The following is a 15,075-nucleotide window of genomic DNA, read 5'->3' as shown; positions in this document are numbered from 1 at the left end:
GAGCGCGGCGATGTCCTCGTGCCACTCGAGATCGGTGTAGCCTTTGCCGTAGTTGCCCCACGGATCCCAGAACACGGTGCCCGAATACGCGAAGTTTTTGTCGACTTCCCCGAAATCGAGATCGCTCGTCGCGATGCCGTTCGCGATCATGGCCTCGTAGTAGAGGTTGTCCACCGGCTCACCGGTCGAGAAGATTCCGACGGACCGGTCTGGCCGGAAGAACGTGGTCGTGAGCGAGCGATCGACGAAACGGGTTCGCGTCGAGCCGTTCAGCCAGTCGCGGCTGCCGGGGATCATCGCCTTGCCAATGTGCAGGTTGGCGTAGCGGTTGAACTCGTAGTTGAACCACATGTCGTGAAGGACGATGCGGTGATTGTCGTCCGTGTCACCGTCGAGGTTGATGAAGTACTGGAGCTTCGGCGACAGCGCGTATCCCGAGAAGACCAAGCGCGCCCGCTCGATCTCGAAGTCGCTGCGATTCTGGATGGGCCGAACCCGGCCCGTACCATCCACCCACTCGTCTTCCGTGCGGTCGAACAAGGTATACCGGAACTGCATGCGCGCGTTGATTCGCAGCTCGAAGGGCGTGCGCGTTTCTTCCGGATTCTTGGATCGAATCACAAAGCCCTTCTGGTAGCCGGCCTCGAAGCCGGCGAACCCCTCCTCGTCCTTCATCTGGTCCGTATCGCCATCCATTCGAGCCTCGAGCAACGCGGGCTGATCGGGCGAGACGAGCGGAATCGGGTCCTCCTCGTGCACCGGCGGAGAAACGAATTCGAGCGGGCTCGGCGCAGCCGGCTTCGGCGGAACCACGTCTCGCGCGGGTGCCGGCTTCGGCTTCGGCTTCGGCTCGGGGACCGGCGCGCTGATCGGCTTCGCACCGATCGAATCGGCATCGAGGCGCTTCTCCAGACGTTCAATGAGCTCCGATTGCCTGTGAATGACTTCGTTCTGCTTCTCGAGCATCTCGCGCATCGCGTCGAGTTGCTTCTGGACCGCCGGATCGACTGCGCCTGCCCGCGCCGGGGCTAGGGCCGAAACCAATACCAGGCAAATGAGGAGAACGGCGGATCGGTTCATCTTAGCGGTTTTCACTCTCTATTCCGGAAGTAGAACTGGTCGCCCTGGCGTGTGCAGAAGTGCCCACGCGACGTGAGCCGGAAGCGGCGGCCAGAACGCGACACCTCGCCGAGCCCGTCGAATGCGGGTGAGCACTCGTCAAGCCGGAACGCGCTCCATCGATCCCCAAACTCAGGAGGCTTCCCTAAAGTTTCAGGTCTACGGCTAACGTGATCCGGGCAACGAGTTCAACCCGGCCTCCCGCACCCTCCGCCAGCCCTGAATCCCGCCGACGACGGGGTAAAGCGGCCTGCCGAGCGAAGTGGACCTCGGCAGCAAACCCCCGCTGGAGGAGCCGACAAAGGACATCGTGCTCGCGGTCTTCCGCGCCCTGGAACCCGAACTCCTCCAAGAAGCACTCCAAACTCGCGCGAGACCGGTAGTTCGCGATGTCATCCTCTGCGGATTCCTCGCTTCCTTTCCGTGGCGAGCCGCATCGGCCACCTGAGCAAACTCCCGGCACATTCTGCTCGCACTCGCCGAGGCCCGGGAGCCCGGCTTCGCTACCTCGCGCAACGCATCGGGAGCACTGAGCGTGCGGTACACCGGCTTCTGTCGGAGATGGGAGCCGCCGACGACGCACGACTCGTGCACCCCCGCCCGCAAGACGGGCACAGCTAGGGATGACCCGGCCTCATGTAACAACCCGCGCCGATTGCGAGACAATCTCCTGGCATGAGCAACATCGCCGTTCGACGGGACTTCCTCACGCTGGCCGACGTCACGGCCTACACATCCTACATGGCAGAGAACAAACTCGAGCACGCACAGGCCGTGATGGCCGTCGTGTGCCGACAACTCCTGCGAAGTATCGACGACGGAGGCTGCACGATCGACGCCAAGCCGCATGGCCGCTCGTGCAAAGTCGGGCTGGGGGTCTACATCCAGTTCGGGTCGCGCCCAGCCCGCGGGAGACCGTCTTGTGAGGAGGGCTGGAACTGGGCTTCCATGAACCCCAGCAGCAGTCTACGCTTCCCCTCATGCCCGCCGGTCTTAATCTAGCCACCGTTCCCCTTGTGCTGATCGCACTTCTGTCTTCCGGTCCCCCGCACACCGCCGAGGCCGCATACGACGACGCGCTGTGGACCGTCCAGAAGACCACCGGCGTGGTCTATGGCCAGGGACGGATCGACAACGGGGCAACCTGGAAGGACCTGCTGCTGGATCTGTACGAGCCCATCGGAAATCCCGACATCAAGAAACCCGCGATGGTGCTGATCCACGGAGGCGGTTTCACAGGAGGGAACCGAGGTAGCATGACCTCGTACGGCAACTACTTCGCAAGCCGAGGCTACGTCGCCGTGTCGATCAGCTATCGGCTGCAGGGCGAGAATCCGACGGCCGATCCGGCGTACGCATTCTGGCCGACCGACCCTGGGCTGGCACCCGCGGTCCACGCCGCGGCCGTCGACGGCGCGCGCGCCGTCCGGTGGCTGCGCGCCAACGCCGCGACCCTCGGGATCGACCCTAACTTCGTCATGGCCGGTGGCATCTCTGCGGGGGGTATCACGGCGGGTAATCTCGGTATCGCCGGACCCGCCGGCGAAGACGCGTATCAGACCGAACTGCCGGGCGACGTAGCGCTGCCGGTCAACAACCCGGGCCACTCTTCTCAGGTCCAGGGTGTCCTGAGCTATTGCGGCGGAGCGGGCCCGTCCGTCCCCGACGCCGCGGACGCCCCCCTGCTCCTCATTCACACCACCGGGGACGGCACCGTTCCCGTCCTACTCCCCGACGTCATCGCATCCTGGTACGACTCGGCCCCGGCGCCGCACGAGTACTATCGTCTCGATGGCGGCGGCCACTGCACGTTCCTCGGCGGACTCGTCGACGGGTTGACCGTCACCGACCTCTCGACTCGATTTCTGAACCGGATGGTCTGGGAGGTCGAACCCGAACCTATGCTGGCGCGACGACTCATCGTGAAGGATGTCGCCGCGAAGCCCCAGAAACGAAGGCTCAGCTTCGTCGCCATCGGCGATGGATCCTCGAGTGCGACGTCCCTGCCCGCGGTGGGCTCCTCTGAGGACCCGACCGCGCACGGCATGGTCATCGACCTCTACGCATCGACCGGCGATCCGAACGACTACCAACGCATGCATCTCCCAGCCGAGGGCTGGCTCTCGATCGGCACCGATGTACCGAAGAGCTACAAGTACAAAGACAAGACCGGCGTGCACGGGCCCGTTCGCAAAGTCCTGTTGAAGAGCAACAAGCTCAAGGTCATTGCAACGGGGGCCGCCCTACTCGATCTCGCCGGGGCTCCGCACGGCGGCTTCTCCATCCGCGTGCGCCTCGCCGACGGCGCGCCGTGGTGCGCAACGACGGTCGCCGCCACCGACACGACCAGCCGTTACGTCGGCGCTCCACAGCAGACCGCCCTCCCCTGCGAAGATCTGCCGGGCTCCTAACGCGAACCGGGCAACGGCCGACGATTGGGCTCGTCTGCGGCCGAGCCCGGGCGTCGTCGTCCCCGATCTTCGTCGACTACGTGGCATCCACGCAGATCTGAGAATGGGCCGGCCTGCGAAGACCAGCCCGGTCCAACAGCCCCGCACGCGGTGTTAACCGCTCCTTGTGCTTGCAGTAAGCATGGCCCGAGGCTCGTGCCGACTCCGCACGAAATGCGTTCTGGACTTCGAGCCCACCCACCAGCGAGAGTCCAACGAATCGAGAAGGGCCACGTAAGTGGACGCAATCTGACCCGGATGGCCCTTCTTTGCGCCGGCGTATCGCTCTTCGCCGCGTTCTCGATGACAGCCGCCAAGGCCCAGCCCTTCGTCGCCTTCGAGAGCGGCCAGGTTCGGCCGCTCGCAATGTCGCCCGACGGCACGCGCTTGTTTCGCCGTGAACACGCCGGACGATCGCCTGGAGATCCTGTTCATCGCCGCCTTCGGCTCGCAGAAGGTCGGCGTCTTCGAGACCGCGGCGCTCGAGAACGACAGCTTCGTGCCCTCCTGCGCCGATCACATCCTGCTCGACGGCGGCGGACCGACCGGTGTCGTCCTCGACGAGACCAACAATCGTCTTTACGTGGCAACGCGCTTGGACAACTCGATCTCCGTGATCGACACGCTCATCACGACCGAAGTGGCCCACTTGCCCATCTACAACCCCGAGCCGGCCAACATCGTCGATGGCCGCTCGGTGCTCTACGACGCCTACGCTACTTCGGGCAACGGCGAGGCTTCGTGCTCGATCTGCCAGGTCTTCGGCGACCTCGACAGCCGCGCCTGGGACCTCGGCGATCCGGATGGCACCCAAACCGTCAACGATCTCCTGGTCGTCGACCCGATCGTAGACACCGGCCTCACGGACTTTCACCCGTTCAAGGGCCCGATGACCACGCAGACTCTGCGCGGCATGAAAACGCACATCGCTCAGCACTGGCGTGGCGATCCCTCGGTCGGTCACTTCGGAAGCGACCCGACCAACGAGGAGCTCTCCTTCAACAACTTCATCGTCGCCTTCGAGGGACTTCTCGGGACCGACGGCCTCATCCCCGATACCGAGATGTTCAAGTTCACGTCCCTCATGCTCGGTGTGGTCCCGCTGCCCAACCCGATTCCCCCACTCGACAATCAGCTGATGGACTCCGGGTTGGCCGGCTCGAACGTGTTTCGCAAGGCCCGCACGACCGCCGAGGACCTGGAATGCAATCTGTGCCACGTGGTCGCGCAGAAGCGCTCCGAGAATCTACGGGGCCCGTTTCGTCGGGACCCGTCCGAGTTCACGCAACGCTGCCGATGGTGCCCTCCTATCCGCGCTGGGGTATCATTCGGCGGGCAGATCATCGATACACCTTGGCAGAGCCCAGTCAGCCGGATTCAGAGGAGCGAATGATGGAACCCTTTCTTGGTAACCCTGCGTTTCGGACCTACGCCGTCTGTGTCGCGATCCTAGTGATCAAGATGATCGCCTCGGCGGTCTACACCGCCTCACAGCGCTCCCGCGTGAAGGGGTACGTGAACCCCGAGGATGCCCTCGTGGCCGGCGGCGCCGGCGTGACGGCGGCCGAAGCAGAGCAGCCCGACGTGGCTCGAGCGCTCCGCATCCAACGCAACGATCTCGAGAACATTCCGCTCTTCTTCGCCATCGGATTGGTATACGTGCTCCTCGGCGCCTCGCCGTTGGGCGCAACGGCGTACTTCTGGCTGTTCACGGTCTCGCGCATCCTGCACACCCTCGTCTACATCCGGAACATGCAGCCGGCCCGAGCGATTTTCTGGGGCATCGGTGTGCTCTGCCTCGTCGGAATGAGCGTCGCGACCCTCTGGAACATCGCCTGACCGCAGACCGGGGACGTTGGTTAGTCTCGCTGATTTTGTTTAGTCACCGCGGCAACGGCCGTACAGCAAAACGCTTGGCTCGGTCGGTGACTAAACAAAATCAGCGAGACTAACCAACGTCCCCGTCCCCGCCCGCCGCCCGGCGCAGCCGGAACACCCGGATATTCCGGTCCGTTCGCTGCTCGTAGACGCTCATCTGCGGGATCGTCCCCTTGATGTCCGCCCAGACGCGCGCCTTCTCGTCGTCATCGAGCACGTGGGCGCGGGCGCGGAAGCGCTCTCCGCGGACCTGTACGTCGACTTCCGGGTTCGCCTCAAGATTGTAGCGCCACGCCGGATGTCGGGCCTGGCCCATTGCGCTCGCGACCACGAGGAAGTCCGGGCCGGCGGCGTGGTAGGCGAGTTGCACCGAACGCGGCCTGCCGGATTTTCGACCGACCACCGTCACCGTCAACATTGGAAGGGTCGGCGGGCCGGTCGACGTCCATCGGCCGTTCGTCGCGCGGAACAGGACCGGATCGACGCGTGACGCGAAGTACTTCACCACCAGCGATCCGAATCGTGTCGCCGACAACCAGTTTACGAATCGCGAGTACACCGCATCGTCCTTAGCAGGTGCCGGAGGCGCCGTCGGCCCCCGCTCCCGACGATACGCGGGCATCGACGCCTCGAATCAACGCTTCCGAGCAGGGATCCCGACGCAGTTCTCGAGAAAGTCGCACCAGTACTCCGCGCCGTAGTGATCGAGATCTTCCGCGGCGACCCCCGCGGGCACCCACTCGACATCTGAAAAATCCGCTTCCGCGAGCGAAGTCTCATACGCCTCTCGACTCAAGCGACGGACATCCACAGCCGCCCTCCCTTTGCGATGTTCGCGCTGGCACTCGATGCCATCGAAACGAGCTGCTCACGCGTCTCGGAGTAGTTCAGCAGCCACACGGCAGTCTCGAGGTCGAAAAGGACCGACTCCGCCGAGTTCTCAGGCATCGGCGACTCGATATGAAACACCCACGGGGTTCTCGCCCTCGTGTCGCCTCGCCACCTCGATCACCTCCCGCGAGAGATCCACCCCGAGAACCGAAGACGCGCCGCGCTCCTTCAACCGGCGCGTGTAAAAGCCCGTCCCGCACGCCAGATCGAGGACGGTCCGGCCCGCCAGGCCCCCGACCATCTCGAAAATCGAGTGGCATTCCGCGCGCTTCAGGGTCGCCTGGTCAGCTTAGTCATCGCACGTACTACCGATCCGATCCCTCTTCGTCCCGCGGTCCCCTCATGACGAACCGCGTTCGTGCAAACCCACCTGAAGATCGGGGCGGCTGCCCGCAACGGCCTCGAGCGAGCCCCGAACGTTCCGGACTCCGAGCAGCGCACGGAAGCCCGCAGCCTCCACGCCGCAGTGAGGATCGTCAGCGGTTCGAGCTCGTGACAAACGGCCAGACCGCCGTCCACCAGCCCATCATGGAGGTACGCGTACATCAGGTACGCCCGAGCGCGCCTCCTCGAACAGTCGCTCACACTCGGATTCCGAGACACCCTGCCGCCACCCCAGCGCGACAATCTGGGTGGACGAAGTGCCGGCCAGCTGGATTTGCTCCGCGCCCGCGAGAGAGCGAGCCCGACGCCAATGATCGAGCGCGCCGCGGAGGCGTGGGCCTGCTGCTTGCAGCCTTGGATCTGCGACCCGAGTGCCACCTACTGCGTGAGAGGGCGCTTGAACGCGCACCCGAGCTCCAGATGGATCGCGATCTCGTACACGAACTCCGCAGCCTCCAGGCCCTGCATTGCCGCTCGTACTACCTCGGTCGCGCGGCCGCACTCGAGGCAGAACTTGGAGCCAGGCGGCAGCTGCGTGCCACACCGATCGTCGAAACCTGCCCCACACTCCACGCAAAGCTTGTCCCGCTCCGGGTTCTCGTGGCCGCAAGCCCCCCCAGTCCATCCTCGGACTCTAGCCCAGGATTGCGAGAGCGACGCGTCAACGAGAGACGGCCGCTCTCACGCCCCGGACTTGGGAGGCTCGAGAAGCACCGCCGGAGGAACCGCAGCCAGGGTCAAGGGCTTAGGCGCTTCGAGCGTGATGGTCGAGAACGCGATCTCGGCGCCCTGCTCTTCTACGATCCGGGCGATGTTCAGCATCACCTCGTCCTGAATGTTCTGGAAGCGAACCCAGTTCGTGGTCTTCGTGAAGGTGTAAACCATGAAGTTGATCGACGACGCGCCGAAACACCCCTCCACCGCGGAACCCATGTCCGTACTTCCGTTCACGAGATTCACCAGCGTCAGCTTGTCCTGGTCGATCTCCTGGTGGCCCTCCAGGTAGGAGCGGATGGCTTGCAAGGTTCCGCCGACACGGTGGAGGTCGTCGTACCGCAGGCCGACGTACTGGAGGATCCGGCGATTCGACATCCTCGAGGGATTGACCGTGGCGTTCTCGTTGAACACCGAGTTCGGAACGTAGATCGGTCGCTTGTCGAACCCGACGATGGTGGTCAGGCGAAGTCCGATCTTGGTGACCGTCCCGGTGACCGCGCCGTCCTTGGTCGAGATCCAATCGCCGACCGCGAACGGACGATCCAGGTAGATCGCGAAGCCGGCGAAGATGTTCGAGATCAAGATCTGGTTCGCCATCGTCAGTGCGTACGCCCCGAAGCCCCCCACCACGCCGACCGCGGTGAGCGACCTGAGCGGAATGCCGAGCGCGCCGAGCAAGCTGAAGACGGCGAAGAGGACGATCGACGCGCGGGCCGCCAGGTTCCCGGTCTCGATGACGCTGAAGTCGTTGTATCCACCGTCGGTCCGGGAATACTTCGCCAGAAGGTAGAGGCGCGTACCAGCCGCGACACGCCAGAGCGCCCACGACATCAGAAGCACCGATACAGCCGCGGCGCCGTTGTTCAGGACCGGCAGGTACGCCGACAGATCGGAGCCGGCTTCGCCGATGGCGAACGGCACCACCAGCCAGGCAACCAGAAGCCAGGTGATCAGATTGAGAGGGCGATCGATGGCGTCCGCGGTGATCTGAAGAAACGGCCGACGCCCTTTGAACCGCGTCCCCAGTCGCCGCAGGCCGAAGCGCACTCCAAAATTCACCACGCCCACGCCGACCACCGTCAAGCCCAGGGTCAACACGGCCCGGAACCAGGGGTGATGCTGGTGAAAATCGGCGAGTATGCGCAGTGCGTTTTCGAACTCGTTCATCGTCGTTTCCCCATCGTGGCCAGCGAGATTTTTCTTCTCTATCGTCACGCCGCGGGCCGACCCCAGACACGGGCGGGAGCCCTCTCCCGTGGCCGACTGCGGACCCTAGGGGCCGATAAAAAGCCCTCCGGCACACGCCGAAATGGAAGATTGCGTGCCGCACCGATAGCAAGCACCGTCGCCCTCTGCATGGGTCTGACGATCCGATGTGGTGGTTCCGCCACGGGCCGACGCTGTGACGAGTTGCCGACCCAGGTCCTCCTTTCGATCCCGGCCGGGTCACGTGGTTCGCCGACTGCCCAAACCATGTCGCCGGGTCTGGCAGCCAAAACGAGCGCCTCCCGACCAAACACGAACCCGGAGCCCCTCCCGCGCCCAGAAAGCCTCCAGACCAAAAGTGTGGAGCCCCGCCTCAAGAGGGACACGTTCGCACCGCCAGTGTTCCCCATCGGCACCCAACCGAATAGGCAGCCTGGAATCACCGCGGCCATGCGAAGAACCTGGACGAGAACGTGCGCGCGTTCGAGGAATCCGAACGCACGACCCAGATCGCCCTTGCCGTAAGCCGTCCGAGCCTGACTCATTTCGCGGACGAACGCATCGTTGAGGGATGGCTGCACGTCGCTCTCGTTCGAGCCTGGTTGGGACGCGTCAGGCGTGAGGTCGTTCCTGCGGCCCGCGCAGCAGCTTCTCGGGATGCGCGCCGGTGCTCGCATCGTTCTCCCGGATGATCTCACCCGACTTCGACGTCGCCACGTAGACGGTCGCACCCTTAGTGAGGCGCTTCCCACCGGCCGGGAAATCGTAGGCCATCGCCGGGGGGCCATTCTCAGGCGCTCGAAGTCGATGACGTTCACGTCTGCCAGATAGCCGGATGCGAGCACGCCACGGTCCTCAAAGTCGAAGAGCTTCGCGGTGCGCTCGGTCTGAATGTGGACCGCCTGCTCGAGAGACAACCTCTCACCCGGGCGATCCCGAACCCAGTGGGTCAGCATGAATGTAGGCATCGAGCCGCAGCAGATGATGCCTACATGCGCCCCGCCATCGGACAGCCCCAGGACCGTCTTGGGATGCGTGAGCATCGCGATCGCAGCGATACTCATCTCGGTCGCCGGTTCGCAATTCGGCGAGTCCGAAAGCGGGAAGATCCGCTCAAGTGACGCGTGCATGATCGCCATCATCGCCGTGGCCGGGACGACTTTTTCCGCGAGGGTGCGCGCGCACCTCGGGTTTGCGGAGTTCCTTCAAACGTTCGTCGTAGGGCAGATCCCCCATGCCGTGGCCCGGTCCCCAGGACCACCTTCTTCCATCCCAGCCGAAACGATTTCGCCGTGCGCGACAACACGGAGATCCCTCCAAAGGTCGCCGCCGGCACCGTCGTCAGCCACTTCCCCCGCGTCGACGACTCGGAGATCATCGATCCGGCAGACTGCATCCCGAGCGGTTTCCCATTCACGACACCCGGAGGATGCTGCCCAACGGCGGGCGGCTCGACCTTCGAGACCGGCCTGACGGTCGTGCACGACATCAGCGCGCACCTTACGGCGCTCGCAGTCGAGCTTCGGTAGCACGAAACGGTCGCGCGTATCCCTGCCGCCTCGCGTGGCGGCCTCGTAATCCGGTGCCTTTGTGTTTCCCTGTCACCGAGGAGGATCACCGTGCAATGACGATCAGGCTCGCGAAGGATGTCATCGACTTCGGGCTCTACACCAACGACCGCAACCGCATGCTCGCCTTCTGGCAGAACGAGGTCGGGCTCCCCTTCCAAGAGAAGCTACCGGCAGGCGGCGGGACCCACCAACTCCGGCACGGCATGAACGGATCGGTGATGAAGATCAACCACGCGCGAGACCCGCTGCCGCCGGCGAGGCCATCGGGCTACCGTGAACTGTGGATCGCACGCCCGGGGCTGACCGAAGAGCGTCGCCTCGTCGATCCGGAAGGCAACCACGTACGGCTCGTGCCGCCCGGAACCGACGGCGTCGAGGGAATCGGGCTCTTCCTGGGCGTCCGAGACGAGGCCGCGCAGCACCGCTTCTACACGGAGGTGCTCGAACTCCAGCCGCGCGGGGAGCGAGCCTACGGGATCGGCGGATCGATCCTGCACTTCGCTCACGATCCCGGCGTACCCCGAGACGTGGTCGAGGCGAACAACGGCAAGATGCGCGCCCCCGGGTTTCGCTACATGACGATCCAGGTGTGGGACGTCGACGCCGTACACGGCGAGATCGTCTCTCGCGGCGGCATGGAGGGCTTCCCGCCACTCACGCTGGGGAAGGTCGCGCGAATCTCCTTCGTGCGGGACCCCGACGGAAACTGGATCGAACTCTCGCAGCGCGCCTCACTGACCGGCGAGGTCTGAGCCGCGGCCGAGCGAGAACGTCAGGCCCCGGCCTCCCCGGTGACGGTCTCCGCCTCGAGCGCCTTCGCCGCCTTCTTCTTCGCGGACGCCTTCTTCTTCGCGGGGGCCTTCTTCTTCGCGGCGGCCTTCTTCGCGGCCGTTTTCGTCTTGGACGCCGCCTTCTTCTTCGACGCGGCCTTCTTCTTCGTCGCCTTGGCCTTTTTCCCCGGCACGCCGCCCTTCGCGATGATCGCCTCGCGACGGATCGCGAGCAGCTCGTACGCCCGCTCCGGGGTCATCTCCTCGAGACGGTCTCCCTTGCCGAGCGACGCGTTCGTCTCGCCATCGGTGACGTAGATGCCGAAACGACCGTCCCTGGCGACGACCTTCTTCTCGCTCACCGGGTCGGCATCGAACTCCTTGAGCGGTCCCTTCGCGGCCATGTTCTGCCCGCGGCGCTTGTAGACCTTCGGCTCACTGAAGATCCCGAGAGCTTCGTCGAGCGAGATCTCGAAGAGCTGCTCTTCGGTGTCGATGTTCCGGTAGTCCTTCTCCTTTACGACATACGGCCCATAGCGACCGTTGTTCGCAAAGATACCGACACCGTCCGCGGGATCGTCACCGAGGTGCCGCGGCAGCTCGAGGAGCGACTTCGCGTCCTTCATCGTCACCGCCTCCAAGACCATCGTCTTGAAGAGCGACGACATCTTCGGCTTCTCCATGCCGGGAGGAGGATTGTCGTGGTCGCCCCACTGCACGTACGGACCGTAGCGGCCGTTCTTCGCGTACACCGGCAGTCCGGCGAGCTCACCGATCGGATCGGTGGTCTTGGGCGCGGCCAGCAACTCGAGCGCTTTCTCGATCGTGAGCTCGTCGGGCGTCAGGTCGTCGGGAACACTGGCGGTGTCCTCGCCTCGCTTGACGTACGGACCGTACTTGCCGGGCTTCACCACGACCAGGTTGCCGTCCGCATCGTCTCCGAGTGGGAACGTGTTGATCTCTGCGGCGTCGATCTGGTCCAGGTTTCCCTCGACCAAGCGCTTCAGGCCGAGCAGCGCATCGTCCCCCGCGCCGGCCTCGGCCGTGATCGCCTCGGTGTCGCCGTCACCCGTGTCGCCGAAGTAGAAGCGCTTCAGCCACTTGTCCTTCTGACGATCGCCACGGGCAATCGCATCGAGATCCGTGTCGATCGAAGCGGTGAAGTCGTAGTCGACGATGGCGTTGAAGTGCTCTTCGAGGAGACGGATCACCGCAAACGCCGTCCACGTCGGCACGAGGGCTTGGCCCTTCTTCCAGACGTAGCCGCGATCCTGAACGGTCTGGATGATCGAAGCCCAGGTGGACGGCCGGCCGATGCCCAACTCCTCGAGCCGTTTCACGAGCGAGGCTTCGGTGAATCGCGCCGGCGGGGTCGTCGTGTGCCCGTTCGGGGTGATCGAGTCGATCGAAACCGAGTCGCCATGCTGAAGGGGCGGAAGCAGAGCCTCCTTCTCGGCGGCGTCTTCCCCGGTTTCTTCCTTCGACGCCACGTAGACGGCCCGGTAGCCGGGGAAGATGATCGTCGTACCGGAAGCCGCAAACTCGCAATCAGCCTTGTTGCCCGAGGTTGATTCGGTCACGGTCGCCGCGACGCGAACCGAAACCGTGACACCGGCCGCGTCGGCCATCTGCGACGCGAGCGTACGCTGCCACACCAGCCGGTAGAGCGCGAGTTCCTGGCTGTTGAGTTCCCCAGAGACGAGGTCCGGGCCGCGGAACGGCGTGGCGGGACGGATCGCCTCGTGCGCCTCCTGCGCGTTCTTGACCTTCGAGGAATACTGCTTCGGTGCCGCGTTCAGGTAGTTCGCGCCGTACTCGCTCTCGACCGCCCCGCGGGCCGCCTGCATCGCCTCGTCCGACAGGACGACGTTGTCCGTACGCATGTAGGTGATGAAGCCGCGCTCATAGAGCCCCTGCGCAACGCGCATGACCTGCGAGGCCGACAGCCGCAGCTTCCGACCGCCCTCCTGCTGGAGGGTGGAGGTCATGAACGGCGCTTTCGGCGACGAGCGGTACGGCTTCTCTTCGACCGAACGAACGGCGAACGCGGCACCTTCGAGGCCCGCCGCCAGCGCTCGCGCGCGAACCTCGCCGACCGCGACCACCTTGCTCGATGCGTTGCCCTGGTCGTCGAAATCCTTACCTGAGGCGACCTTCGCACCGTCGACCGCGACGAGCCTCGCGTCGAACGACGGCGTGGTGCCGGTCACGAGATCGATGTCCCAGTAGTCGGCGGTGACGAACTTGATGCGCTCGCGCTCGCGCGCGACGATCAGCCGGACCGACGGGCTCTGCACCCGTCCCGCGGACAATCCTCGATTGACGCGCCGCCACAGCACCGGCGACACCTCGTATCCATAGAGCCGATCCAGAAGCCGCCGGGTTTCGGCGGCATCCACGAGGCCGTAGTCGAGGTCGCGGGGATTCTCGACCGCGTGTTCGATGGCGGACTTGTTGACCTCATGGAAAACCATCCGTTTTACGGGCACCTTGGGCTTCAGATACTCCAACAGATGCCATGCGATCGCCTCACCCTCGCGGTCTTCATCCGTCGCGAGATAGAGTTCGGAGGCTTCCTTGAGCGCGCCCTTGAGCTCTTTGACGACCGTCTTGCCCCGCTCGGTCAGCTCGTAGGTCGGCTTGAAACCGTTGTCGACATCGATGTTTAGGCCCTTGGAGGGCAAATCGGCGACATGACCGACCGAGGCGCGGACGTCGAAACCGTCCCCCAGGAATTTGGAGAGGGTCTTCGCCTTGGCGGGAGACTCGACGACGACGAGAGGCCGGGACATTGGGTCTCTCGGTTGGGCATCCGGCGGGCAATTGTCAAGAGGCGGGCTCTTTAGTGCCCAAGGGGAGCCCCCGCCGTCTGCGCCCGGATCGCCCGTTTTCCCAGCAAAATGCCGGAGCGGCGCGACGCTGGCCGGCCGGGCACTTTCCCAAGGTCATCCGCCGATTCCACCGCGGACGCACGCGCGGACGCCATGGGGTCGAGCCTCCCAGTCTCGGCGAGGAGCCGCCCCGAGAAAAGTGCGCTATTCCGCCCTCTGCCAGACTCCGGCGCGCACACCGCGCGCCTCGAACCGGCCCCCTTGGAACTCGCCGCAGTACAGGGTGCGGTGCGTCTGCCGCACCTCGATCTCCGCGTATTTGCCGGTCCCGCCGGTCGACTCCACGGTTGCACTCGACGTGTACCGACCCTCCACGAAGCGCATGAACAAGCCGTCGCCCTCGGGATCCTTGAACGAGCAGGCCCCGGACCCGGTGGGACCGTCACTCTGATAGAGCGCGATTCCGATGCGATGCCCTTTCGCACCGTGTAGGAACCCGAGCGCTTCGTCGCTGATGACGTCCACGACGAACTCGAGCGTCGCCGCGGCCACACCGTCGACGAGGTTCACACCTTGAAACCGACCCGAGATGCGGTGGCGGGCCGAGTACTCTCCCGACCGCGGAAGCTCTGCGGCCTCCACTCCGACCCCGCCCTCCGCCGGCCCATGCGCGAAGGACGCCACCCCGACGACAGCCGCCACCACCACGGCACCAAAGATTTCGACTCGCACCAACAGGACTTCTCTCACCCCTTGCGCCCCGATGCGGTTGGATGATCGGCCGACGTGCCGTCGCGGAAGACCGGATTCCCGGGGCCACTCGCGACGCCGGGCGCACGATCCTCACGTTGCTACCACCGCAGGAGCGCGACCACGCCGTGAGTCGCGACGACTGGGTCCAGAAGTCCCTCTTCGGCCACGAGCCGGCCGCGCTCGAGGCGCAGAAGCCCGCGCGTGAGCAGCGCGCGAGCGATGAATCTTTCTCGGCGAGCCCATCATCGTGATCTGATTGCCCCGGGACGGCGGAGAAAGTGTCGAGTGGCTCTGCCGCCTCGAAGAGCTGGACGGACGCGTGTCTCGGATCCGCGACTCCTGTCTCTGCCCGGAGACGCAGCGCGAGGTCACGGACGAATTGGGGTTCCCTGTGCGCGACTGGGGCTACCGGCTGAGCGACCAGGTGCTGGACTGCGAACGCGCGGAGTAGCGCCCCTCGCCGAGCGCGCCGCACCGGGCTCTACAAACGGCCCGGATTCCTATA

The 15,075-nt window shown here is 64.9% G+C and carries 17 protein-coding genes; 8 read left to right on the top strand and 9 right to left on the bottom strand.

Annotation, left to right across the window (positions count from 1 at the left end):
* On the bottom strand, positions 1 to 1,080 hold a 1,080-nt coding region (locus P8R42_10270), incomplete at its 3' end, for a porin (protein MDG2305025.1).
* Between the two features lie 714 nt (positions 1,081 to 1,794).
* Between P8R42_10270 and P8R42_10265 the strand changes: the two genes are divergently transcribed.
* From P8R42_10265 to P8R42_10250, 4 genes are all read left to right on the top strand, one after another.
* Positions 1,795 to 2,121 carry a hypothetical protein gene (locus P8R42_10265; GenBank protein MDG2305024.1) on the top strand — a complete coding sequence of 109 codons (327 nt, stop codon included), beginning with the start codon at positions 1,795 to 1,797 and terminating at the stop codon, positions 2,119 to 2,121.
* Complete coding sequence (locus P8R42_10260; protein ID MDG2305023.1) at positions 2,100 to 3,530, top strand: alpha/beta hydrolase; 1,431 nt, start codon at positions 2,100 to 2,102, stop codon at positions 3,528 to 3,530. Before P8R42_10265 ends, P8R42_10260 begins: the two co-directional genes overlap by 22 nt.
* Positions 3,531 to 3,966: 436 nt before the next feature.
* Positions 3,967 to 4,962, top strand: coding sequence for a hypothetical protein (locus P8R42_10255; GenBank protein ID MDG2305022.1), 996 nt, complete (start codon positions 3,967 to 3,969; stop codon positions 4,960 to 4,962).
* On the top strand, positions 4,962 to 5,408 hold the full coding sequence (locus P8R42_10250; protein ID MDG2305021.1) for an MAPEG family protein: 447 nt from the start codon (positions 4,962 to 4,964) through the stop codon (positions 5,406 to 5,408). Before P8R42_10255 ends, P8R42_10250 begins: the two co-directional genes overlap by 1 nt.
* A 109-nt stretch (positions 5,409 to 5,517) precedes the next feature.
* Here the strand turns inward: P8R42_10250 and P8R42_10245 are convergent, their stop codons facing one another.
* From P8R42_10245 to P8R42_10220, 6 genes are all read right to left on the bottom strand, one after another.
* Positions 5,518 to 6,006 carry a nitroreductase family deazaflavin-dependent oxidoreductase gene (locus P8R42_10245; protein MDG2305020.1) on the bottom strand — a complete coding sequence of 163 codons (489 nt, stop codon included), beginning with the start codon at positions 6,004 to 6,006 and terminating at the stop codon, positions 5,518 to 5,520.
* 75 nt (positions 6,007 to 6,081) lie between these two features.
* Positions 6,082 to 6,258, bottom strand: a complete 177-nt coding sequence (locus tag P8R42_10240) for a hypothetical protein (GenBank protein ID MDG2305019.1) — start codon at positions 6,256 to 6,258, stop codon at positions 6,082 to 6,084.
* The gene (locus tag P8R42_10235) at positions 6,240 to 6,395 is read right to left on the bottom strand and encodes a hypothetical protein (GenBank protein ID MDG2305018.1); all 156 of its coding nucleotides are present in this window, start codon (positions 6,393 to 6,395) and stop codon (positions 6,240 to 6,242) included. Before P8R42_10235 ends, P8R42_10240 begins: the two co-directional genes overlap by 19 nt.
* A complete protein-coding gene (locus P8R42_10230) occupies positions 6,388 to 6,579 on the bottom strand; it encodes a class I SAM-dependent methyltransferase (GenBank protein MDG2305017.1) in 192 nt (63 codons plus the stop codon). The genes P8R42_10235 and P8R42_10230 overlap by 8 nt, the downstream gene beginning before the upstream one ends.
* A gap of 824 nt (positions 6,580 to 7,403) precedes the next feature.
* Positions 7,404 to 8,606 carry a mechanosensitive ion channel family protein gene (locus P8R42_10225; GenBank protein MDG2305016.1) on the bottom strand — a complete coding sequence of 401 codons (1,203 nt, stop codon included), beginning with the start codon at positions 8,604 to 8,606 and terminating at the stop codon, positions 7,404 to 7,406.
* 651 nt (positions 8,607 to 9,257) lie between these two features.
* The gene (locus tag P8R42_10220; GenBank protein ID MDG2305015.1) at positions 9,258 to 9,419 is read right to left on the bottom strand and encodes a hypothetical protein; all 162 of its coding nucleotides are present in this window, start codon (positions 9,417 to 9,419) and stop codon (positions 9,258 to 9,260) included.
* A 518-nt stretch (positions 9,420 to 9,937) separates the two neighbouring features.
* Here P8R42_10220 and P8R42_10215 point away from each other — a divergent pair.
* Together P8R42_10215 and P8R42_10210 are read left to right on the top strand one after the other, a co-directional pair.
* Positions 9,938 to 10,174, top strand: coding sequence for a hypothetical protein (locus tag P8R42_10215; protein ID MDG2305014.1), 237 nt, complete (start codon positions 9,938 to 9,940; stop codon positions 10,172 to 10,174).
* Between the two features lie 95 nt (positions 10,175 to 10,269).
* Positions 10,270 to 10,968: a VOC family protein gene (locus P8R42_10210; protein ID MDG2305013.1), complete on the top strand. Its 699-nt coding sequence runs from the start codon at positions 10,270 to 10,272 to the stop codon at positions 10,966 to 10,968.
* 20 nt (positions 10,969 to 10,988) lie between these two features.
* On the opposite strand, the gene topA is transcribed toward P8R42_10210, so the two are convergent.
* Both topA and P8R42_10200 read right to left on the bottom strand, forming a co-directional pair.
* Positions 10,989 to 13,778, bottom strand: a complete 2,790-nt coding sequence (gene topA, locus P8R42_10205) for a type I DNA topoisomerase (protein ID MDG2305012.1) — start codon at positions 13,776 to 13,778, stop codon at positions 10,989 to 10,991.
* Between the two features lie 243 nt (positions 13,779 to 14,021).
* Complete coding sequence (locus tag P8R42_10200) at positions 14,022 to 14,549, bottom strand: hypothetical protein (protein MDG2305011.1); 528 nt, start codon at positions 14,547 to 14,549, stop codon at positions 14,022 to 14,024.
* Positions 14,550 to 14,590: 41 nt separating this feature from the next.
* Between P8R42_10200 and P8R42_10195 the strand changes: the two genes are divergently transcribed.
* Together P8R42_10195 and P8R42_10190 are read left to right on the top strand one after the other, a co-directional pair.
* Positions 14,591 to 14,821 carry a hypothetical protein gene (locus P8R42_10195; GenBank protein ID MDG2305010.1) on the top strand — a complete coding sequence of 77 codons (231 nt, stop codon included), beginning with the start codon at positions 14,591 to 14,593 and terminating at the stop codon, positions 14,819 to 14,821.
* 68 nt (positions 14,822 to 14,889) lie between these two features.
* The gene (locus tag P8R42_10190; GenBank protein ID MDG2305009.1) at positions 14,890 to 15,021 is read left to right on the top strand and encodes a hypothetical protein; all 132 of its coding nucleotides are present in this window, start codon (positions 14,890 to 14,892) and stop codon (positions 15,019 to 15,021) included.
* Positions 15,022 to 15,075 lie beyond the last annotated feature (54 nt).

The sequence above is a fragment of the Candidatus Binatia bacterium genome, assembly GCA_029243485.1.
Lineage (GTDB): Bacteria > Desulfobacterota > Binatia > UBA12015 > UBA12015 > VGTG01.
This window is presented reverse-complemented; position numbering and strand designations above follow the sequence as displayed.

Bases quoted from the DNA above. Each gene is read 5' to 3' on its own strand.
- P8R42_10265 (MDG2305024.1), top strand. From the start codon at position 1,795: ATGAGCAACATCGCCGTTCGACGGGACTTCCTCACGCTGGCCGACGTC.
- P8R42_10260 (MDG2305023.1), top strand. From the start codon at position 2,100: ATGCCCGCCGGTCTTAATCTAGCCACCGTTCCCCTTGTGCTGATCGCA.
- P8R42_10250 (MDG2305021.1), top strand. From the start codon at position 4,962: ATGGAACCCTTTCTTGGTAACCCTGCGTTTCGGACCTACGCCGTCTGT.
- P8R42_10235 (MDG2305018.1), bottom strand. From the start codon at position 6,395: ATGCCTGAGAACTCGGCGGAGTCGGTCCTTTTCGACCTCGAGACTGCC.
- P8R42_10230 (MDG2305017.1), bottom strand. From the start codon at position 6,579: ATGGTCGGGGGCCTGGCGGGCCGGACCGTCCTCGATCTGGCGTGCGGG.
- P8R42_10225 (MDG2305016.1), bottom strand. From the start codon at position 8,606: ATGAACGAGTTCGAAAACGCACTGCGCATACTCGCCGATTTTCACCAG.
- P8R42_10220 (MDG2305015.1), bottom strand. From the start codon at position 9,419: ATGGCCTACGATTTCCCGGCCGGTGGGAAGCGCCTCACTAAGGGTGCG.
- P8R42_10210 (MDG2305013.1), top strand. From the start codon at position 10,270: ATGACGATCAGGCTCGCGAAGGATGTCATCGACTTCGGGCTCTACACC.
- topA (MDG2305012.1), bottom strand. From the start codon at position 13,778: ATGTCCCGGCCTCTCGTCGTCGTCGAGTCTCCCGCCAAGGCGAAGACC.
- P8R42_10195 (MDG2305010.1), top strand. From the start codon at position 14,591: ATGATCGGCCGACGTGCCGTCGCGGAAGACCGGATTCCCGGGGCCACT.